This is a genomic window from Arthrobacter sp. MDT2-34-1, assembly GCF_059091365.1.
The window spans coordinates 618,505-637,695 of sequence record NZ_JBNHGO010000002.1 but is presented as its reverse complement, the minus strand read 5'-3'; the positions used below and the strand labels follow the sequence as shown (position 1 = coordinate 637,695).

Here is a 19,191-nt window from a genome sequence, read left to right as displayed (position 1 = left end):
TGTGGTTCCCAGACAACAACCGTTGTCGGAAAAGGGAACAAACAATTGAATACAGTTCCAAGCACAAGCTTGTAACCAACAGGTTTGCCGCCAACCCCCACCGGGGTGGGCGCGCACGAAGGGTTACGGCGGTCATAGCGTGGGGGAAACGCCCGGTCCCATTCCGAACCCGGAAGCTAAGGCCCACAGCGCCGATGGTACTGCACTCGGGAGGGTGTGGGAGAGTAGGTCGCCGCCGGACATTCTTTGAACACGGGAAGGCCCCGCCAACGATGGCGGGGCCTTCCCGCGTTTAACCACCAACCACCCCACGCCCCGACTAGGCTGGGGCTATGAATTCGTCCCTGTTCTCCCACGCGCAGCAAGAGCCTGAACCCTCCAAGAGCGGTGATCCAATCCACTGCCGCGTCACCGTGCCGCGGGAAAGCCAGGAGGCTTTCAGCGGCTTCACCGATCTCATCCATCTCTGGTGGCCGGTGGACCGCCAAAGTGTGGCGGGTGAGGGCAGCCACGTGGAGTTCGAGGACCATGTCCTGACAGAAACGACGCTGGATGATGAGGTTCATGTCTGGGGCGAGATCCTGGAATGGACTCCCAGCAGCCACTTGCGCTGCACCTGGCACCCGGGCACGAGCCCCGCGGCGTCGGGGGAAGTCGAGGTCGACTTCGTGGACGTCGGCGATGGCCGCACTGAACTGCGCCTGACCCACTCCGGCTGGGAGAACATGCCCGAGGGCGGGCGCGAGCGGGCCGCCTACGCCGAGGGATGGCCGCAGGTGCTTGGCCGCTACGTCCGGTTCATGGGAGGGACTGCGTGACCAGCAACAGCAACGGAACGACCACCGGAGGCCCCGAAAGCGTGACGGGTTCTTTTCTGGAGGAACTTCAGCGTGCCCTGCCGGCGGGATCGGTCAGCACCGACCCCACGGACTTGGCTGCCTGCGCCACCGACCAAGGCCCGGTCCTCGACCACCAGCTGCCCATCGCCGTTGTCCGCGCGCAGAGTGTGGAGGACGTGCAGGCCGTGATGCGGACCGCCCACGCTGCGGGAGTGCCCGTGGTGTGCCGCGGGGCGGGCACCGGGGTCTCCGGCGGCGCGCACGCGTCCAGGGGCTGCTTGGTGCTGAGCCTCGCGGCCATGGACCGGATTCTGGAGATCCATCCGGAAGACGAGATCGCGCGCGTGGAGCCGGGCGTGATTAACGCCGACCTGAATGCCGCCGTCGCCGAGTACGGGCTGATGTACGCGCCGGACCCGGCCAGCTACCGCAGCTCGACGATCGGCGGGAACATTGCGACGAACGCCGGCGGGTTGCGCTGCGCCAAGTACGGGGTGACCCGCGAATCCGTGCTGGGGCTTGACGTGGTGCTCGCCGACGGGACGCTGATCCGCACCGGCCACAGGACGTTCAAGGGCGTGGCCGGTTACGACCTGACCGGACTGTTCGTAGGCTCCGAGGGGACCCTGGGCGTGGTGGTCGGCGCGACGCTGCGGCTGCGCTACCTGCCGGCCGCCCTGGAAACGGTGGCGGCGTTCTTCCCCGATGTGGCAACGGCCGCCGCCGGGGTGCTGGCGGTGGGACGGGCGCGCGTGCAGCCGGCGATCATGGAACTGCTGGACGGAAACACCATGGCGCAGCTGGACCGGGAACAGGGCTCCAACCTGCGCAGCCGCGGCGGCTCGCTGCTGCTGATCCAGACCGACGGCCATGCGGCAGAGGTGGAAGCCGGCATCATCCGCGAGGTCCTCACCGGGCTCGGCGCCGAGATCAAGGCGGCGGACACCGCCGAAGCAATCCGGCTGATGGATCTGCGCCGGCACAGCCGCGGCGCCGAGGTGGACGATGACTACCGGGTGGGGGAGGACGTCGCGGTTCCCCGGTCCCAGCTGGTGCACTACATCAACGAACTGCAGAAAATCGCCGAGCGCCACGGCGTCGGACTGAAAGTGGTCGCGCACGCGGGCGACGGCAACCTGCATCCGACGTTCTGGGTCGGCCCCGGGGACGTGGCCAAGGTGGCGGCGCTCAACGAGGCGCTGGACGAGTCCATCGACGTCGGGCTGGCGCTGGGCGGCACGATCACCGGCGAACACGGTATCGGCCAGTTCAAGGTGCGGTGGCTGGGGCGCGAGCAGAGCCACGAGGTGCTGGAACTGCAGCGCCGGCTGAAGGATGTGTTCGACCCTCGGGGGTTGCTGAATCCCGGCAAAGCGTTGCCGGCGCGGATCTCCGAGGCCACGTCGGCGTGAGCCGCGGCGGGGGAACGCATGCCGGCCGTCCACGCGCCCGCCAGTAGGCTGGTGGCATGAGGAAAGAGACGTTGTGGGAAGAGATGAAGCGCCGGAACCCGGGCCATTCGGCGTGGTACATCCAGCGCTTCGAGCAGATGCGCGCCGAAGGCGCCGACTTGCACGGTGAGGCCCGGCTGGTGGACGCCATGGTGCCCCGCGGCAGCAGGGTCCTCGACGCCGGCTGCGGGCCGGGCCGGCTGGGCGGCGAACTGGCGCGCCGCGGACACTCGGTGGTCGGCGTCGACATCGATCCCGAGCTGATCGAAGCGGCCCGCAGGGACCATCCGGACTGTACCTGGCTGGTCGGCGACCTGGCGGAGCTGGACCTGCCCGCGCAGGGCGTCGCCGAGCCGTTCGACGTGATCGTCAGCGCCGGCAACGTGCTGACCTTCCTCGCCCCGGGCACGTCGGGCGAGGTGCTGCGCAACCTGGCCGGCCACCTGGCTCCCGCCGGCCGGCTCGTGACCGGGTTCGGCGCCGGCCGCGGCTACGACTTCGACGAGTTCTTCTCCGACGCCGCAGCGGCGGGCCTGACCCCCGACCTGCGGTTGGCCACCTGGGACCTGCGCCCGTTCACCCCGTCGTCGGACTTCCTCGTGGCGGTCTTCAGCAAGAGCGGAGGGCAGCCTGCCTGAGCGCTGTCAGCCTTCGTCCGTCGCGGCCGCGTCCAGGACGGCGGCGGTCCGCGCATCCGGATCGAGCATGATGGCGGCCTCGTCGCGGCGGTGCCGCAGCACCGTATCGACGTAGGACTGCACGGCCTCCGCCAGCGGCACGTTGCGGTCCTGCGCTTCGGAGATATACCAGCGGTGCTCGAGCACCTGATGGACCACTTCGGCCGGTTCCAGCTTGCCCGCCAGTTCACGCGGTATGGCGCGGACAATCGGTTCGAAGACATGACGGACCCAGCTGTGAGCGCTGATCTCCTCGCTCTGCTCCGGCTGGTTGTCCGCCCGGTAGGCATCCAGGTCATTGAGCAGACGGCGTGCCTGGTTCGCCTGCACGTCGAGGCCCGTGAGCCGCAGCAGCCGGCGCTGGTGGTGCCCGGCGTCCACCACCTTGGGTTGGAGCTGGATGGTGGCCCCGTCTGCGGTGGTGTTGATGGAGAACTCCTCCACGTCGAACCCCAAGTCGTTCAGGCGGCGGATGCGGGCGTTGACCCGCCACCGCTCACCCAGGTCGAACGATTCCTCCGCCGTCAGCTCCACCCACAGCTTGCGGTAGCTGTCCATAATCCGCTCGCTGGTGGCCACCGGATCCACTCTTTCCTCGAGCAGGCCGCCCTCGACGAGGTCCATCATCTCGCCGGCGATATTCACCCGCGCGATCTCGAGGTCGTGCTCGCGCTGGCCGTCGGAGAGCCGCTGGTGCAGCTCACCGGTTTCGGCGTCCACCAGGTAGGCCGCGAACGCTCCGGCGTCCCGGCGGAAGAGCGTGTTGGACAGCGAGACATCGCCCCAGAAGAACCCCACCAGGTGCAGGCGCACCAGGAGCAGTGCCTGCGCGTCGATCAGGCGGGTCAGCGTCTCCCGCCGCAGCGTCTGGGAAAACAAGGCGCGGTACGGCAGCGAGAAACGGAGATGCCGGGTGACCAGCACCGGTTGCAGCGGAGTGCCGTCGGTGCGCAGCCGCCCGGTCATCACGGCTACCGGTTCCACGCAAGGTATGGCCAGCCGCTGCAGCTTGCGCAGCATCTGGTATTCGTGTCGGGCAGCTTCTTCGCCGGTCTCCTTGATCGCCACAACGCCCGCGCCAAGCGGGGCGAACCGCACCACGTGCCGGGACAGCCCGCGGGGCAGTGCGGCCAGGTTTTCCGGCGGCCAGTCTTCCAGCGCAAGGTGCCAGGGCAGGTCCAGCAGCCGCTCGTCGGTGGTGGCCGCGGTGATGCTCAGCGACGCTATCGACGACGCGGCCCCGCCGGACAGGGCCGCGTCGGCGGTCCCTTGGACGGGACCGCCGGTGCCGGGATGTTGGTCAGCCATGATGACTACATCCTAGGCGCGGGGCCTAGTCGGCTGTCTTGCCGGCTTCGATCGGAGTATTGAGGTCCTCCACCGAGGCGGGCGGCGTGCCGGGTGCATGCTCGCCCAGCCGCAGACCGTTCTCGGTGTCGAACAGGTGCACGTGGCCCTCCTTGGGCCGCACGTAGGTGGTGCTGCCGGCCGGCGGCGGGGTGCGTCCGTCGACGCGGCCGGTGATGTCGTAGCGCTTGCCGTCCAACTCTGTGTGCCCGTAGACGTACGCGTCGGCGCCCAGCTCCTCGACGACGTCCACGAACACCGCCAGCCCCTGGCCGTCCTCGGCGCGCTCCAGGTCCTCCGGCCGGACCCCCAGCGTGACGGTGTTTCCGTGCGCGGCGTCCAACAGGTTGCGCGGCACCGGGTACGTCAGGCCGCCGAACTGGACACCGCCGTCGGTCACCGGCAGTTCCAACAGGTTCATGGCCGGCGAGCCGATGAAACCGGCCACGAAGACGTTGGCCGGCCGGTCGTAGAGGGCGCGCGGGGTGTCCACCTGCTGCAGGATGCCGTCCTTGAGCACCGCCACGCGGTCGCCCATGGTCATGGCTTCCACCTGGTCGTGGGTGACATAGACGGTGGTGACGCCCAGCCGGCGGGTCAGGGAGGCGATCTGCGTGCGGGTCTGCACGCGCAGCTTGGCGTCCAGGTTGGACAGCGGTTCATCCATCAGGAACACCTGCGGGTTCCGAACGATTGCCCGGCCCATCGCCACGCGCTGGCGCTGGCCGCCGGAGAGCGCCTTGGGCTTGCGGTCCAGGTACTCCTCCAGGTCCAGCAGCTTGGCCGCCTCGCGGACCCGCTCGACGCGTTCTTCCTTGGACACGCCGGCGATCTTCAGGGCGAAACCCATGTTGTCAGCAACGGACATGTGCGGGTACAGCGCGTAGTTCTGGAACACCATGGCGATGTCACGGTCTTTCGGCGGTACGTCGGTGACGTCGCGGTCACCGATCAGGATTCGTCCCGAGTTCACGTCTTCCAGGCCGGCCAGCATCCGCAGCGAGGTGGACTTGCCGCAGCCCGAGGGGCCGACGAGGACCAGGAACTCGCCGTCTGCGATCTCCAGCTTGAGGCTGTCCACCGCGGGCTTTTCGGTGCCCGGATATAAGCGCGTGGCATTGTCGAACGTTACCGTTGCCATGGTTGTTTTCCCTTCACGGGCAGGTACGTGCCCGACGATCCGTAGTGATGGGTGCGTGTTCAGTTTTCGAGCCGCCGCACGGCGGTGTGAGGCGGCTCACGCCCTCAGTATGCCACGGCTGTCAACGAGCCCCTGGGGCGCGGCGGCCGGGGACACACGCTCCAGGCAGCCGGTCGCCGGCCTGCCGCGCTAGGCCGGCAGTGCGGCGGCCCGCAGTTCGGCCAGCAGCGCCAGCGCGGCCGCGATCGTCTGCGGAGAGTCCACCCGGTAGGCCGCGGCAGTGTCTCCCGGCCCCACCTTGACCCCGACGTCGGAGCCCCGCAGCACGGCGAAGGCGTGTTCGTCGGTGACGTCGTCGCCGGCGAAGAACACGGCGGTCGCGCCGGTGAACGAGCGCAGCAGCCCGAGGCCCTGGCCCTTGTCGGCGCTGAGCACCGAGGTCTCGAGCACGCGCTTGCCGTCGGTGAGATAGAGCCCGGGGACCTCCTGGAGCGCGGCGCGGGCGCGCTCGGTGGCCGCCGCCGCCACGGCGTCGTCGGCGGTTCGGGTGTGGAGCACGACGCCGGCCGGCTTGGCTTCCAGCCGGGTGCCCGGATGGGCGGCCACTACTTCTTCGACGACGGCGGTGGCCGCCGCCAGTGCCTGCTGCTGCGCTTCGTCCAGCACCAGGGGAGGGCTGTCCGGGCCGGTGAAGACCTCGCCGCCGTGCGAGCCGATGAGCAGGGTCCTGTCGTCCGGGGAGGCGACGGCGCGCAGGCTGGCCAGGGCCCGGCCGGAGATGAAGGCGGTGGACGTCCCCGGCAGTGCCGCCAGCGCGGCCACGGCGGCTGCCGAGGCCGGCAGGGGGCGGGCGTCCTCGGCCCGGGGCACGATCGGCGCCAGCACGCCGTCGAAATCCAGCGCCACCAGCAGCGTCTCGGTGCGGGCGAGCCGCTCCAGCGCCTCCCGCAGCTCCAGCGGCACCAGATCGCGGGCGCCGGGGTCAGGCGCGGCGGCGTCAGGGGCGCCGACACCGGGGACACCGGCGTCAGCCCTACCGACGCCGGGGCTCACGGGCAGGTGCGGCTGCCCGTCGTCGCGGCGCTCAGTCATCGGCCTGCGGCTGTTGCAGGGCCTTCAGGAAGGCCCGCGACCAGTGTTCGACGTCGTTCTGCAGGATCTGCCGGCGCATGGCCCGCATTCGGCGGGTGGCCTCGGCCGGCGGGATGTTGACCGCCCGGATGATGGCGTCCTTGAGCCCGTCGATGTCGTGCGGGTTGACCAGGATGGCCTGCTTGAGCTGGTCAGCGGCGCCGGCGAATTCGCTGAGCACCAGCGCCCCGTCCACCCCCTTGCGGGAGGCGACGTACTCCTTGGCCACCAGGTTCATGCCGTCGCGCAGCGCCGTCACCAGCATCACGTCCGCGGCCAGGTAGAGCGCCACCATTTCCTCCACCGGGTAGCTGTGGTGCAGGTAGCGGATGGCGGTGTTTTCCAGGGTGTCGAACGTGCCGTTGATCCGGCCCACAGAACCTTCGATTTCCTCGCGCAGCAGCCGGTAGGACTCGACGCGCTCGCGGCTGGGCGAGGCCACCTGGATCAGCACGGCGTTCTCCACGTTCAACTTGCCGTCTTCCAGGAGTTCGCCGTAGGCCTTGACCCGGTGCCGGATGCCCTTGGTGTAGTCCAGCCGGTCCACGCCCAGCAAGACGGTGTCGGGGTTGCCCAGCTCCTGCCGGATCTGCTCGGAGCGGGCGATCACGTCCGGCCGGTTGGCCAGTTCGCTGATGTGGGCCACGTCGATGGAGATCGGGAAGGCGCCGGCCTTGCAGAGGCGGGCGCCGCCGTCGTTGTTGACCACCTGCACCTGCTGCTGGCGCACATTCAGGCCGCTGAAGCGGCGCACGCAGCGCAGGAAGTTGCTGGTGTCGCTGGGGCGCTGGAAGCCGACCAGATCGGCCCCGAGCAGGCCCTCGATCACCTGCCGGCGCCACGGCAGCTGGGCGAAGATCTCCAGCGGGGGGAACGGGATGTGGTTGAAGAAACCGATCTTCAGGTCCGGGCGCATCTCGCGCAACAGCTTGGGAACAAGCTGCAGCTGGTAGTCCTGCACCCAGATGGTCGCACCCTCGGCGGCGATCTCTGCGGTTGCCTCGGCGAAGCGCCGGTTGACCGTTTTGTAGCATTCCCACCAGGCGCGGTGGAACTCCGGCGGGGCGATCACGTCATGGTAGAGCGGCCAGAGCGTGGCGTTGGAGAAGCCTTCGTAATACAACTCGACGTCGTCGGCGCTCAGGGTCACCGGGACCAGATGCATGTTGTCGTGGTCGAACGGGTCCACTTTCTCGTCCGGTACTCCCGGCCAGCCCACCCAGGCGCCGTCGGTCTTCGCCATCACCGGGGCCAGCGCCGTGACCAGCCCGCCGGGCGAGCGCCGCCAGGGACCCTGCCCGTCGCCCTCGGGCGCTCGGTCCACCGGCAGGCGGTTGGAGACGACGATCAGGTCGTACTCCCCGAACTGAGATCCTTCTGCTTCCTCGCCGTTCATCTCTGCGGAATTCGCCAACTGACCTCTCCTTTGTGTATACCGTCCTGTTCATGACTTTATAAGGAATGGCAACCCGAGGCTTCCCCCGGAGCGCGCTGAGGTATCAAACGTGAACGCGGCCACTCGTTCCGCCTGAACATTGAAGTTGCAACTAAACTAGACCTGTAGTGCCCTGCCTGGGCGAAGCAGACCAACAAGACGCGAGGATCCATGGCTACCCAAAACAGCCCTAAGTCGACCAAGGCCGAGCGCACTGCTGCGGCCCGCGAGAAGGCCCGCCAGATACGCGAAGAGCAGCAGAAGCGCGAAAAGCGGAACTCGCTGCTGGTCAAGGGCGGGGTGGTCGTCGCTGTCCTGGTGATCATCGCGGTGATCGCCGGGGTTGTCATCTCCAACCAGCGCGGGCAGGTCGCCGACGTCGGTGCCGCGCCGGCCCACGGCAACGAGTTCGGCGGGTACACCATCACGCAGGACGGCCTGGCGGCCACCGAGCCCATCCAGGTCGACGTGAACAACATCCCGGAGCCAGCCTCCACCGAGGGCGACACCATCGTGCCGGCGGGCGTTGCTGCCGCGCCCGAGGGCGAACCGGCGAACATCGTGGTTTACGTGGACATGGGTTGCCCGGTCTGCAAGGACTTCGAAGGACAGTACGGCGGGTACCTGACCGACCTCACCTCCTCCGGCGAGGCGACCGTGGAGTACCGGGTGGCGACCTTCCTCGACCGCGTTTCCACCACCAACTACTCGTCCCGGGCAGCCAACGCCGTGGCCTGCGTGGCCGACTCCCACCCCGAGGCCTTCAACGGCTACCTGACCCAGCTCTTCGCGCAGCAGCCGACGGAAGGCGGGGCCGGCCTGGACAACGCCACCCTGACGAGCATCGCCGAAAGCGCGGGAGCCACCGACGTCGCCTCCTGCATTGACGACGGCGAATTCCGCCCCTGGACCGCGTTCGTCAACCAGACGTTCAACGAATACCAGGTCGGCGGCACCCCGGCGGTCTTCGTTGACGGCCAGAAGTGGACGAACTCCGGCAACTTCCAGGAGTTCGCCCAGGGCATCCTCGACGCCCGCGCCTAAGCCATCCGCCGGGCTGGTCCCGGACGGCATCCGGGCGGCGGCTGCTGCGGTTTCACGCAGGGCCGCCGCCTGGGCTACCCTTATCTAGCCGGTTTTGTCCGGCACGCTGGCCCTTCGGCCAGCACGCCTCCTTAGCTCAGTTGGCCAGAGCACCTGTCTTGTAAACAGGGGGTCGCCGGTTCGAATCCGGCAGGGGGCTCCGCGAACCCCTCTCTGACTAGGCAAAACGCCAGTCGAGAGGGGTTTCTTTGTGTCCGGATTAGCGAAATCCAAGAATATTCCAAGAATTGGTAGCTGCTCGGGCCTCGCCCAAGAAGCGCGATCAGGGTGTGGAGAGGTTTCCGCACGGGTCCGGACACATGGTCGGAAAGCAGGCAACAGGCCCGCTGTCCGAGTGGAACAGGACCCCATGAAATCCAGCAACGATCCGAAACGCATTGCGCGCTCGTCCGCCGACCTGCCCGAGCAGCTCCTGACACGGGCCGAAGTTGCCCTTTGGCTGAAGCTTGCGCCGAAGACCCTCGCAAATATGGCCTCAAGGGGGCTTGGCCCCGACTATGTGAAATTCCCCTGCGGCAGCCTCCGCTACAAGCGGGCCACAGTCCAGGAGTGGATTGACGCCAGCGACAGGAAGGTTGCCTGATGGCCCGAGCGCGCATTCCCGTCGGCGGCCACGGCGAAATCGGTGTCTCCCTCAAGCCCGTTCGCGGCAGCAATGACTACCGCGCATGGGTGACCGTGCGGGAAAGCAGTACTCAGACGAGGACCCTCGAAGCTTTCGCACCGACGAGGGGCAAGGCCAAGACCCGGCTGCGGACGAGGATTGCAGAATGGCAGAGAACCGGCGCAGGTCTTGCCAGAGGCGCCTCGGTCGAGGCGGTGGTCAACGCGTGGCTGGCCTCCCGGACGATCTCCACTGACAAGACGGAGGGTGAAATCCGTGCTCAGACGCTCGCAGCCTACGACTATTACGCAAGGACGTACATAATTCCGGGGATCGGCAGTGCACCCATTGCAGAGGTCCGCGCCAGTGAGCTTCGGAAGTTCCTGACTGGTCTCATCTCAAACGGTAAAGGGCATACGAATGCCCGGCTGTGCCAGACGATTCTGAGCCAAGCGTTCGACTACGCGGTTCTGGACGACCTCGTAAGCGCCAATCCGGTCAAATCAGTAAAGCTGCCGAAGGCTGCGAAGAGTAAGCCCCGGGCACTGACGGACGGGGAACTGCTCGCGCTGCGTAACGCTATCCGAGACTGGCGGAGCGGGCCGGGCCGTTCCGGTCCCGCCAAAAGCGAACACCTCCAGGATTTGTTCGAAATAATGCTGGGGTCAGCTCTTCGTATCGGTGAGGCCTTGGCTTTGAAATTCGATGACATCTATCTGGTGAACAAGACCGCTCGAATTCACGCGACGCTTGTCGAACAGCGTCCGTCACGGGGCAAGGACGGGGCAGTCGTCGCAGGAAGCTTCTTCTATCAGGATTGGCGTAAGTCGGGGCGTGATGACTTGGTGATCGAACTTCCGGATTTCGTGTGTGACATCATCGTTCGCCGAAAAATCCATAGTCCCGCGCTGAATCCAGAGGGTGCCGTGTTCGTGACGAGAAAAGGCACATGGGTGCATATGAGTGCAATGCGCCGGAGTTTCGACAGTGCCAAGCAGGCCGCCGGATTAAAGTCCACGATGGACTGGTCGAAGCCCCACACTCTCAGGAAGACGGCGCTTACGCGGCTGGCAAAAATAAAAGACGCCGAGGAGGCAGCCCTCCAGGCCGGACACTCCGATGTGCGCATCACGGAGAGCCACTACTTGCACCTCGAGCCGCGGGTCGCGCAGAACGGCGAGGCGCTGCAGACCTTGGCGCCAGCGAAGGAGATGGCGTGAAACGTGCCTTTACTCTCACTGCTTTCGCCCTCCCGGGGCACGATGCGGCTGTCATCTTGGTCAACCTTCACGGCCAAGCTCCAAAGGTCCGGAGCGGTACGCTGCTGACCAGTGACAGTAATTTGGCACTAACAAGGAGAAGGACATGACTGATCGTGTATCTGAAGGGCCTTCGGAACGCGGCGAAGAGCGCATTGATCGGCTCGTAGCCTTGCTGGCTGCCTACTGGAAGCGCACCGAGCCGGACCTGCGATTCTTCCAGCTGATATTCAATCTGAAGGACCAGCTCGGCGTAAGCGGTGATGCTTACGGCATTGCAGATAAAGAGTTGATCGACAGACTGCAGGCTTGGCTTGGGCAGGACGCCGTTAAGGGCGACGCAGTGGGCACCGAGTCCTACCCACTCGCTGCTTCGCCGGCGCGGCGACCGGGGGATGAGTGCAAGAGGGAAAGGGGCAAGAATCACAGCGCGGCTCAGGAGCGCAAGTTGAAAATCGCTGCGGCGGAGCTGAGGGTCACGACCGACAAGAAGCTCGGCCTGGACACACCTCGATGGATACGGGACCTGGCTGCAGGGGATCCCTATCCGCGTAGTCGTCTACGAGACGGCTAGTGGATAGCCTGGATGCCTCGCTCCGAGCTCTCTATGAGACACCCGTGGTCAAAGCGGCCGACCCCCCCCCCTTGGCAAAGAACATAGGGACACCTTCCCCGAACGACACCCCCCTCGCCGCCGTCCTGCACAAGTTCGACCTGGCCGCAGGCGTGACGTAAAGATTTGAAGTCAATCCGATGGCAAAGCTTCTAAAGCCAATTGCTTCGGCCCGAAGCCCCATCGAACGGTTGCAGCAGAACATATAGTCAATGGCATCGGTTTGGCCCGTAATAAAGACGACTGGGTCGTTAAGGTGAATCTGAGTCGGGACGATTCAGCTTTTCGCGAATCCATTCCCGCTGAAGTTTTGGGGGTCCAAGTAGTTGTAGAAGTTGTGGGTGAAGTTACCCCTCGCCCTTGGCAGGACTAGTCGTGTCGGCGACCACGCGCCGTTTTTATTTTCGATGATGTCACTCAACCTCATGCTTGTTGCCCTTCGCGGGAAGCGGTCTGGAGTTGCAAAGCGACGAGCAGCTTTCCGAGGCGGTAGGAGCCATCTGGTGTCTGCCCAGATGGCTCCTACCGCCTTGGTGCCGGACGGAGCCCGCCATGTCACCACAGCATTTCGCCACCGCACCGTCCCAAACGCCTTTGCCCCTCAAACGGTGGTTGATGAGGTGGGCTGGCGGTGACTGGTGTGGGGGAGGAATCCGTGTCCTGTTTTGCGCCCCAGGTGTCCGGAGGCCACGAGGCGGCGGAGGTTGTCGGGGATCAGCAGGGCAGGGTCCCCTGTCTCTTCGTGCATGGCGTCGGCGACATCGCACAGCACGTCCAGGCCGATGAAATCCGATAGGGCGAGTGGCCCGAGGGGCAGGCCGCAACCCAGCACCATGGCGTCGTCGACGACCTGTGCAGAGGCGTATCCGGCGTCGAGCATTCGCGCGGCGGAGAGCAGGTAGGGAATGAGCAGGGCGTTGACGACGAAGCCGGGGCGGTCCCCGACCACGAACGCCCGCTTCCCGAGGACGTCCTGCACGAACCGCTCGATCGAGGCTGTCACGCCCAACGCCGTGGCGTCGGTGGGGATGACTTCGACCAGCGGCATCTTCGGTACGGGGTTGAAGAAGTGCAGGCCGAGGAAGCGTGCGGGATCGGCTAGTGACGACGCGAGTTGCGTGATGGGAATTGATGATGTGTTGGTCGCAATGACGGTGGAAGCGGAGGTATGTTCCTCGATCGTGCGCAATACTGTGCTTTTGAGCCTGGCGCTCTCGGGGACGGCCTCAATCAGTAGGTCGCACTTTGTCAGGCCGGTAATGTCATCGACAGTTCGCAGCCGCTCGCCGACCGGCCCCAGTGCTGAGAGGATGCGTTCCTCGGCGGCCGTCCGGGTGGCCGCCGAAGTGTCGCACAGTATGACGGTGCAGCCGCCACGCAGGGCGCTTTCGGCGATGCCGCGGCCCATGGTGCCGGCGCCGACGATTCCGATCCTTGAGAAGTCTGCGGGGAAAGAGTGCGGGTTCATGCTTCGTACCTCCGGATGAGGGCGGCCAGGGCCTGACCGCCGCCGATGCATAGGGTGATGACCGCGTATTCGTGGTCGCGGCGGATCAGATCTTTGGCTGCGCGCAGCGTGAGGATGGCGCCGGTGGCCCCGACGGGGTGGCCCAGGGCGATCGCTCCGCCGTAGGGGTTGGTGCGTTCGGGATCCAGCTTTGCGTCCCGGATGACGGCTATCGCCTGGGCGGCGAAGGCCTCGTTGAGTTCGATAACGCCGACGTCCGAGGGGTTCATGCCGGTTTCCTCGAACAGCCGCTCCAGCGCCAGGGTGGGTGCGTACCCCATGAGGTCCGGTTCCATCGCGGCCACAACCATGTGCTCCAGGGTGGCCAGAGCGCCGAGGCCGCGCTTGCGGACCGTGGACTGCCGGGCCAGGACCAGGGCGGCAGCGCCGTCATTGATGCCTGAGGCGTTGCCGGCGGTCACAGAGCCTCCGTCCTCAAAGACCGGGGACAGCCGGGCCAGCTGGTCCACTGTGGTGCCTGGGCGCGGGTGCTCGTCAGCCGAGACGATAATGGCCCGCCGGCCGGGGACCTCCACCGGGACGATCTCCTCGGTGAACGCCGCGCGCGCCGCGGGCAGGGTGGCCCGCCGCTGGCTTTCCGCGGCGAACTCGTCCTGCTCCTGACGGGACACCGAGTACTTGTTCGCGACGTTCTCGGCGGTGCACCCCATGTGCCGGCCGGAGAAAGGGTCGGTGAGCATCGCGACGGTCCCGTCGATCAGTTCCCGGTGTCCAAGACGCTGGTTGCCGCGGGCGGCGAAGTCCAAAAACGGCATGCGGGACATTGACTCATTGCCGCCGGCGACCACGAAATCGGGACCCCCCCAGCGCAACTGTTGGGCAGCGGACCACACAGCCTGAAGACCGCTGCCGCACAGGCGGTTGACGTTAACGGCCGGGGTCGATTCGGGCAGCCCTGCGGCGAGGGCCACCCGCCGGGCATTGTAGGCGTCCGGACCGACCTGCCCGACCTGTCCCATTACCACCTCATCGACGTCGGTTCCTGCGATGCCGGAGCGGCGCAGGGCCTCTCGGAGCGCGGCGGCGCCGAGTTCGTGGGCGGGCAGGGATTTCAGAGCACCGGCGTAGGATCCGACGGGCGTTCTTGCGCCGTCGAGAATGACGATCTTGTCTTCGGGCATGGGGCAATCCTCCTTGGAATGCCTAGAGGGTGGGGATGCAGGTCATGTGCCGGCAGGAGAAGGCGGCTACCGCTGGTGTGTGTACTTGTCAGCCTGTTCCAGCAGCAGAGGGACGCCAGCCTCCAGGGACGGGCCGAAGACTTCATCGCCGGGGCGTTCTCCCTTGAGCCAGCGGGTGTAGATGGCCTCGCAGAAGATCGCGGACTTCCATAGCGCCAGCGCTTGGTACCAGGGCAGCGCCTCCATGCTCAGTCCGCTCTGCTGCGCGTAACGGTCTACGATCTGTTCCCGGGTCCAGTATCCGGGGCCCCGGGTAACCGGGGTGAGTTCCATGATCGTGGGGGTGCTGCCGTGGCATGCGTAGGTGGCCGTCAGGTAGCCGAGGTCGGCCAGCGGGTCGCCCAGTGTGGCCATCTCCCAGTCCAGGATCCCCACTACGGAGGCGGGCGCGCGGTGGGCGAACATCAGGTTGCCCATGCGGTAGTCGCCGTGGACCATAGATACCGCCTGGGTGTCCGGCAGGTTCCTCTCCAGCCAACCCGCCAGTTTCCCGACCTGGGGCAGATGGCGCGTCGTATTGGTGTCCCACAGGCCGGCGAATCGCTTGACCTGCCGTTCGAGGTACCCCTCGGGCCGGCCCAGGGAGGCGAGGTTTCCCTGGGTGACGTCCACCCGGTGGAGCTGGGTGAGGGTGTCCACCACGGCCCGGCTGGTGGCGTCCCGCTGCTCGAGGGATCCGAGCTTGGTGGGCACCGAGTCAGTCATGACGGCACCGTCCAGGTAGGACATGACATAGAAGGGCACCCCGAGCAGAGACTCGTCTTCGCACACCGCCAGGATCTCGGGTACGGGGACTCCCTCGGCATGCAGCAGCTGCTGGATCCGCGCTTCCCGGACCATGTCATGCGTGGAGTGCGGCAACGGTGGACGGGGCCCCCGCCGGAGGACAAAGATGTCCTCGCCGCGACAGATCCGGTAGGTGATGTTCGACTGCCCGTCCCCGATCCGCTCCCATGCCAAGGGCCCGGAACCGAGGCCGTGATCGTCGAGGAACGCCCTCACCGTGTCCAGGATGAGCAGCGGCGGGCTGGTCAGAGAGCGGGCCTCCTCGGGAGTGGTGACGACCTCCACGCCGTCGGGCTTCCTCTGCGTCTGCGTGTTCATCGGCCCCCGGACTCCCCACGGATCACGGCATCGCCCAGATAAGGCTCCCCGGCCTCCACGGCCTTCCGCCGCCGGGAGGAAGCGCGGCGGGCGATGGCCCATTTGTGGGTCTCATTCGACCCGTCATAGATCCGGAAGGGCCGGACTTCGTTGAGGTACTGGGCCAGGGGCAGCCCGTCCGAGACGCCGTCCCCGCCGCAGATCTGGATGCAGCGGTCGATGACCCGGAACACAGCCTCTGAACAGTGCACCTTGGCGATCGAGGACAGGGCGGAGCCCGTTTTCGGATCGGTCGCCAGAAGCTCGGCGGTCTTGGTGATGATCGCGTCCGAGGTCTCGATGTCGATCTCGCACTGAGCGATGAGCTCCTGCGCCAGGCCGAGGTTCTTCACAGGGGCGCCGAAGATCTCGCGCCGCTCGGCGCGGTCCAGGGCAATGTCTAGGGAGCGGCGGGCCAGCCCGAGCCAGCGCATGCAGTGGGTGAGGCGGGCGGGGCCGAGTCGGATCTGGGCGTATTTGAAGCCGAGGCCGATCTCGCCCAGGACCGCGTCGGCGGGGACGGTGCAGTCCTCGAAGTAGACGTGCGGATGGCCGCCGTCGATCGTCCGGTCGACGGTGTGGATGGATTCCCCCACCCGTACACCAGGGTGGTCCATGTCCAGAAGGAACATAGTTGCCCCAGCGGGGGCGGTTTCGGTCGCCTCGGTCCGTGCCATGACGATGCAGAACCCGGCGCCGATCGCACCGCTGATGAACCGCTTGTGGCCGTTGATGACCCACTGCTCTCCGGCCAGGTGCGCGGTGGTGAGCAGGGCGTCGGGGTCCGAGCCCGCGCCGGGGTGCGGCTCGGTCATCCCAAAGCAGGACCGGGTCTCTCCGGAAGCCAGCGGGGCGAGGAAACGCTGCTTTTGCTCCTCGGTGGCGATGAGCTCGAGCATATGCATGTTGCCCTCGTCCGGGGCCATGCAGTTCAGCGCCGAGGGCCCGATAGGCGAGTAGCCGGCCTCCTGGAAGATCGGGGACCACCACTGGATCGGAATTCCCTGCCCGCCGTATCCGGACGGGACGTGGGGGGCAAAGACTCCGGCGTCCTTGGCGGCCTGTTGGAGACGGTGACGCGTGGCCTGGTCCAGACGCTGGCCCGGCGCCGGTTCGGCGGGGATGACGGTGTCACGTATGAAGGTCCGGGTGCGTCGCCGTAGTTCCTCCAGGGAGTCGAGGGTGTGCGTGGTCTCGGGAAGAGTTGTCGTCATCAGTGCTGTGTCCTTTCGGGGTGCGGTCAGGCCCTGCCGCCAGCGGCCGCCAAGCCGCCGTCGAGGGTTAGGACCTGGCCGGTCACCCACGCAGAGTCGGGGGAGGCGAGATAGGTTACGGCCGAGGCGATGTCCTCCGGCGTGCCGAGGCGTCCGAGCGGGTAGTCGCGGGTTACTTCGTCTTCTTTGCCCTCGTAGAGGGCCTGCGCGAACTTGGTCTTGACGACGGCCGGGGCGACAGCGTTGACTCGGATCTCGGGGCCGAGCTCGACGGCGAGGGTGCGGGTCAGGTGGGAGACGGCAGCCTTGCTGATGCCGTACAGGCCGATGCCGGGTGAGGGTGTGTCTCCGGTGACCGAGGACAGGTTGATAACCGTCCCGCTTCGGCCGCGGAAGTCGAGGCCGCAGTGGCGCACGGCGTCCTGGACCCAGGCCAGCGTCCCGAAGACGTTGACCTCGAAGACCTTCCGGGCTGCGTCCAGATCGAGTTCGGCGAGGGGACCGTAGACGGGGTTGATGCCGGCGTTGTTGACCAGGATGTCCAGGCCGCCGAACGTTTTTGCCACAGTGTCGAGCACCTCCAGCCGGTGCTCCGGGTCATCGGAGCGGCCTGCGACGGCGATGACGGAACCCTCGGGCAAACCGGCTGCGGCTTCCTTGAGCGGCTCGGGGCGCCGGGCCGTGATGCAGACCCGGGCCCCGTGGGCCGCCAGGTCCCGGGCGATGGCGAGACCGATGCCTCGGCTGGCGCCGGTAATGATTGCGGTCTTTCCGTTGAGTCCTCGATCAGTGCTCACATCTCATCCCTTCAGGGGGTTCTCACGCAGGGCCCGGCGGCGGATCTTGCCGGTCTGCGTCTTGGGCATTTCGTCGATGACGTGGACGATGCGTGGGTACTTGTAGGCGGCCAGCCGCTGCCTGGTGAAGTCAATGACCTCATCCTCGTTCAGGGTCCGTCCGGCCTTGAGCGAGACGTAGGCGACCACGGTTTCGCCGCGGTATGGATCGGGCTGACCCACGACGGCCGCCTCATATACAGCCGGGTGCTCATACAGGACGTCCTCGACCTCCCGGGGCCACACCTTGTAGCCCGAGACGTTGATCTGGTCCTTGAGCCGATCAACGATGTAGACCCATCCGTCCTCATCCATCACGGCGACATCCCCGGTGCGCAGCCGGCCGCCGGGCAGTGCATGGGCGGTGGCCTCCGGGTTCTTCCAGTAGCCCGGGACGATCTGAGGGCCGGAGAGCTCGAGCTCCCCGTGGACGCCGGGGGGCAGCGGATTGCCGTCGGCGTCGATGATCCGAGCCTCGATGTTGGGTAGGGGCAGCCCGATGGACAGGCTGCCGCTGCTCGGATCGACTGGTGCCTGCACGCCCGGTGGCACGGCGATCACAGCCGAGGTGGTCTCGGTCATGCCGTAAATGTTGTGGATGTACTTCCCGAACCGCTCCCGAAAGCTCTCGACCGTAGCCGGTGGAATGGGAGCACCACCGGAGTACAGGGCCTTCGCGGACATGAAGTGTTCGGCCGCCGCACCTTCGACCTGGTAGATGGCGTTGAACACCGTGATGGATCCCGTGGTACAGGTGATGCGGTGCTCGACGAAGGCGTCGATGACCACGGCCGGATCGGTGCGATTGACGAAAACCAGGCTCATGTCGTGGAGCAGAGGCGTGGCAGCATCGATCACTGCTCCGGTGATATGGAAGAGCGGGGCTACCGCCAGGACAGAATCCCCGGGTTCCAGACCCATCCAGGCCGCGCAGATGGTGGCAACGTTGAGGACGTTGCCGTGGGTGTTCATCGCGCCTTTGGGCGGGCCCGTGGTGCCCGACGTGTAGGTGAGCAGGGCAACGTCATCGAGGTTCAGCTTGCGTTCCTGCGCTGCCTGGTCCTCAAACTCCTGGATCAGCTGGGACATGTCGCCGTGGGGAGACGGCTCCTCCCGAACCGTGCTGCGGAAGACGCGGGGGTCGTTGCGGGTCTGGTACTCGAGCCCTGAGGTGGTCACGATCCATTCGACGGAACTGCCTTCAACCGTCTCGGCCGTCGCCGCATAGAGCTTATCCTCGGCGATGATCCCACGGGCACCCGAGTCGTCAACCAGATGACGTAGCTCCCGCCCCCTGTACATCGGGTTCAGCAGGACCGCGATCGCCCCCAGCTTCCACAGCGCCAGAAGGGAGATCGCGTATTGCGGAATGTTCTGCATCTGGATCCCGATGCGGTCACCGTGACCTACTCCGCGAGCCTCCAAAGCGGCAGCGAAAGCGGTGGAGAGTTCGTCCACCTGCCGGGCAGTGAGAGCACCGTCGAAGTACACGACCGCATCTCGGTCCGGATTCGCCTGGACCCGGCTCCTCCACGCCTCAACCAGGGATCCGGCAGGGACGGGGAGGCGGGCGAAGAGACCGGGGGGATAGGAGCTGATCCATCGCGGAGTGTCCGAGGTGCCCACTGCGTGCTCACTTCCTTTGTCGAACGGATTCATCCGGTGAGATGGTGGCCGACCGAGCGATC

The 19,191-nt window shown here is 66.5% G+C and carries 17 protein-coding genes, 1 tRNA gene and 1 rRNA gene; 9 read left to right on the top strand and 10 right to left on the bottom strand.

All coding sequences use genetic code 11. The features are described 5' to 3' along the window. The first annotated feature begins 124 nt into the window (after positions 1–124). The 4 genes from rrf to AC5RVV_RS13350 all read left to right on the top strand — a co-directional run bounded on the left by rrf (position 125) and on the right by AC5RVV_RS13350 (position 2,928). Positions 125–241, top strand: a 5S ribosomal RNA gene (rrf, locus tag AC5RVV_RS13365). Positions 242–332: 91 nt separating this feature from the next. Further along, positions 333–818 (top strand): SRPBCC domain-containing protein, encoded by a 486-nt coding sequence (locus AC5RVV_RS13360; protein WP_494001863.1) that lies wholly within the window; start codon positions 333–335, stop codon positions 816–818. Continuing rightward, the gene (locus AC5RVV_RS13355) at positions 815–2,251 is read left to right on the top strand and encodes an FAD-binding oxidoreductase (RefSeq protein ID WP_494001862.1); all 1,437 of its coding nucleotides are present in this window, start codon (positions 815–817) and stop codon (positions 2,249–2,251) included. Before AC5RVV_RS13360 ends, AC5RVV_RS13355 begins: the two co-directional genes overlap by 4 nt. Positions 2,252–2,307: 56 nt before the next feature. Beyond that, positions 2,308–2,928 (top strand): class I SAM-dependent methyltransferase, encoded by a 621-nt coding sequence (locus tag AC5RVV_RS13350; protein WP_494001861.1) that lies wholly within the window; start codon positions 2,308–2,310, stop codon positions 2,926–2,928. Positions 2,929–2,934: 6 nt separating this feature from the next. Here the strand turns inward: AC5RVV_RS13350 and AC5RVV_RS13345 are convergent, their stop codons facing one another. From AC5RVV_RS13345 to otsA, 4 genes are all read right to left on the bottom strand, one after another. After that, entirely contained in the window at positions 2,935–4,275 is a 1,341-nt protein-coding gene (locus tag AC5RVV_RS13345; RefSeq protein WP_494001860.1) for a DUF4032 domain-containing protein, read from the bottom strand. Positions 4,276–4,300: 25 nt separating this feature from the next. Continuing rightward, the gene (locus tag AC5RVV_RS13340) at positions 4,301–5,455 is read right to left on the bottom strand and encodes an ABC transporter ATP-binding protein (protein ID WP_494001859.1); all 1,155 of its coding nucleotides are present in this window, start codon (positions 5,453–5,455) and stop codon (positions 4,301–4,303) included. A gap of 189 nt (positions 5,456–5,644) precedes the next feature. Beyond that, entirely contained in the window at positions 5,645–6,547 is a 903-nt protein-coding gene (otsB, locus tag AC5RVV_RS13335) for a trehalose-phosphatase (protein ID WP_494001858.1), read from the bottom strand. Continuing rightward, positions 6,540–7,982, bottom strand: a complete 1,443-nt coding sequence (otsA, locus tag AC5RVV_RS13330; RefSeq protein WP_494001887.1) for an alpha,alpha-trehalose-phosphate synthase (UDP-forming) — start codon at positions 7,980–7,982, stop codon at positions 6,540–6,542. The genes otsB and otsA overlap by 8 nt, the downstream gene beginning before the upstream one ends. Before the next feature lie 210 nt (positions 7,983–8,192). Between otsA and AC5RVV_RS13325 the strand changes: the two genes are divergently transcribed. The 5 genes from AC5RVV_RS13325 to AC5RVV_RS13305 all read left to right on the top strand — a co-directional run bounded on the left by AC5RVV_RS13325 (position 8,193) and on the right by AC5RVV_RS13305 (position 11,562). Beyond that, entirely contained in the window at positions 8,193–9,065 is an 873-nt protein-coding gene (locus tag AC5RVV_RS13325; RefSeq protein WP_494001857.1) for a DsbA family protein, read from the top strand. Between the two features lie 125 nt (positions 9,066–9,190). Continuing rightward, a tRNA-Thr gene (locus tag AC5RVV_RS13320) sits at positions 9,191–9,264 on the top strand. 210 nt (positions 9,265–9,474) lie between these two features. Further along, entirely contained in the window at positions 9,475–9,708 is a 234-nt protein-coding gene (locus tag AC5RVV_RS13315; protein WP_494001856.1) for a helix-turn-helix transcriptional regulator, read from the top strand. Further along, complete coding sequence (locus tag AC5RVV_RS13310; protein WP_494001855.1) at positions 9,708–10,949, top strand: tyrosine-type recombinase/integrase; 1,242 nt, start codon at positions 9,708–9,710, stop codon at positions 10,947–10,949. The genes AC5RVV_RS13315 and AC5RVV_RS13310 overlap by 1 nt, the downstream gene beginning before the upstream one ends. A gap of 145 nt (positions 10,950–11,094) precedes the next feature. Continuing rightward, on the top strand, positions 11,095–11,562 hold the full coding sequence (locus AC5RVV_RS13305) for a hypothetical protein (protein ID WP_494001854.1): 468 nt from the start codon (positions 11,095–11,097) through the stop codon (positions 11,560–11,562). Positions 11,563–12,202: 640 nt separating this feature from the next. Here AC5RVV_RS13305 and AC5RVV_RS13300 read toward each other — a convergent pair. The 6 genes from AC5RVV_RS13300 to AC5RVV_RS13275 form a co-directional block, all read right to left on the bottom strand. Beyond that, positions 12,203–13,069: a 3-hydroxyacyl-CoA dehydrogenase family protein gene (locus AC5RVV_RS13300; protein WP_494001853.1), complete on the bottom strand. Its 867-nt coding sequence runs from the start codon at positions 13,067–13,069 to the stop codon at positions 12,203–12,205. Beyond that, positions 13,066–14,250: a thiolase family protein gene (locus AC5RVV_RS13295; RefSeq protein WP_494001852.1), complete on the bottom strand. Its 1,185-nt coding sequence runs from the start codon at positions 14,248–14,250 to the stop codon at positions 13,066–13,068. The genes AC5RVV_RS13300 and AC5RVV_RS13295 overlap by 4 nt, the downstream gene beginning before the upstream one ends. 66 nt (positions 14,251–14,316) lie before the next feature. Beyond that, positions 14,317–15,414 carry a phosphotransferase family protein gene (locus AC5RVV_RS13290; RefSeq protein ID WP_494001851.1) on the bottom strand — a complete coding sequence of 366 codons (1,098 nt, stop codon included), beginning with the start codon at positions 15,412–15,414 and terminating at the stop codon, positions 14,317–14,319. Next, positions 15,411–16,667 carry an acyl-CoA dehydrogenase family protein gene (locus AC5RVV_RS13285; protein ID WP_494001850.1) on the bottom strand — a complete coding sequence of 419 codons (1,257 nt, stop codon included), beginning with the start codon at positions 16,665–16,667 and terminating at the stop codon, positions 15,411–15,413. Before AC5RVV_RS13285 ends, AC5RVV_RS13290 begins: the two co-directional genes overlap by 4 nt. 26 nt (positions 16,668–16,693) lie before the next feature. Further along, complete coding sequence (locus tag AC5RVV_RS13280) at positions 16,694–17,464, bottom strand: SDR family oxidoreductase (protein ID WP_494001849.1); 771 nt, start codon at positions 17,462–17,464, stop codon at positions 16,694–16,696. A gap of 3 nt (positions 17,465–17,467) precedes the next feature. Continuing rightward, positions 17,468–19,129, bottom strand: coding sequence for a class I adenylate-forming enzyme family protein (locus AC5RVV_RS13275; protein WP_494001848.1), 1,662 nt, complete (start codon positions 19,127–19,129; stop codon positions 17,468–17,470). Positions 19,130–19,191: the final 62 nt, after the last annotated feature.

Excerpts from the sequence above, each read along its gene's own strand:
- AC5RVV_RS13340 (WP_494001859.1), bottom strand. The coding sequence starts at position 5,455 with ATGGCAACGGTAACGTTCGACAATGCCACGCGCTTATATCCGGGCACC.
- otsA (WP_494001887.1), bottom strand. The coding sequence starts at position 7,982 with ATGAACGGCGAGGAAGCAGAAGGATCTCAGTTCGGGGAGTACGACCTG.
- AC5RVV_RS13290 (WP_494001851.1), bottom strand. The coding sequence starts at position 15,414 with ATGAACACGCAGACGCAGAGGAAGCCCGACGGCGTGGAGGTCGTCACC.
- AC5RVV_RS13305 (WP_494001854.1), top strand. The coding sequence starts at position 11,095 with ATGACTGATCGTGTATCTGAAGGGCCTTCGGAACGCGGCGAAGAGCGC.
- AC5RVV_RS13300 (WP_494001853.1), bottom strand. The coding sequence starts at position 13,069 with ATGAACCCGCACTCTTTCCCCGCAGACTTCTCAAGGATCGGAATCGTC.
- AC5RVV_RS13345 (WP_494001860.1), bottom strand. The coding sequence starts at position 4,275 with ATGGCTGACCAACATCCCGGCACCGGCGGTCCCGTCCAAGGGACCGCC.
- AC5RVV_RS13310 (WP_494001855.1), top strand. The coding sequence starts at position 9,708 with ATGGCCCGAGCGCGCATTCCCGTCGGCGGCCACGGCGAAATCGGTGTC.
- otsB (WP_494001858.1), bottom strand. The coding sequence starts at position 6,547 with ATGACTGAGCGCCGCGACGACGGGCAGCCGCACCTGCCCGTGAGCCCC.
- AC5RVV_RS13295 (WP_494001852.1), bottom strand. The coding sequence starts at position 14,250 with ATGCCCGAAGACAAGATCGTCATTCTCGACGGCGCAAGAACGCCCGTC.
- AC5RVV_RS13285 (WP_494001850.1), bottom strand. The coding sequence starts at position 16,667 with ATGACGACAACTCTTCCCGAGACCACGCACACCCTCGACTCCCTGGAG.
- AC5RVV_RS13315 (WP_494001856.1), top strand. The coding sequence starts at position 9,475 with ATGAAATCCAGCAACGATCCGAAACGCATTGCGCGCTCGTCCGCCGAC.
- AC5RVV_RS13360 (WP_494001863.1), top strand. The coding sequence starts at position 333 with ATGAATTCGTCCCTGTTCTCCCACGCGCAGCAAGAGCCTGAACCCTCC.
- AC5RVV_RS13325 (WP_494001857.1), top strand. The coding sequence starts at position 8,193 with ATGGCTACCCAAAACAGCCCTAAGTCGACCAAGGCCGAGCGCACTGCT.
- AC5RVV_RS13350 (WP_494001861.1), top strand. The coding sequence starts at position 2,308 with ATGAGGAAAGAGACGTTGTGGGAAGAGATGAAGCGCCGGAACCCGGGC.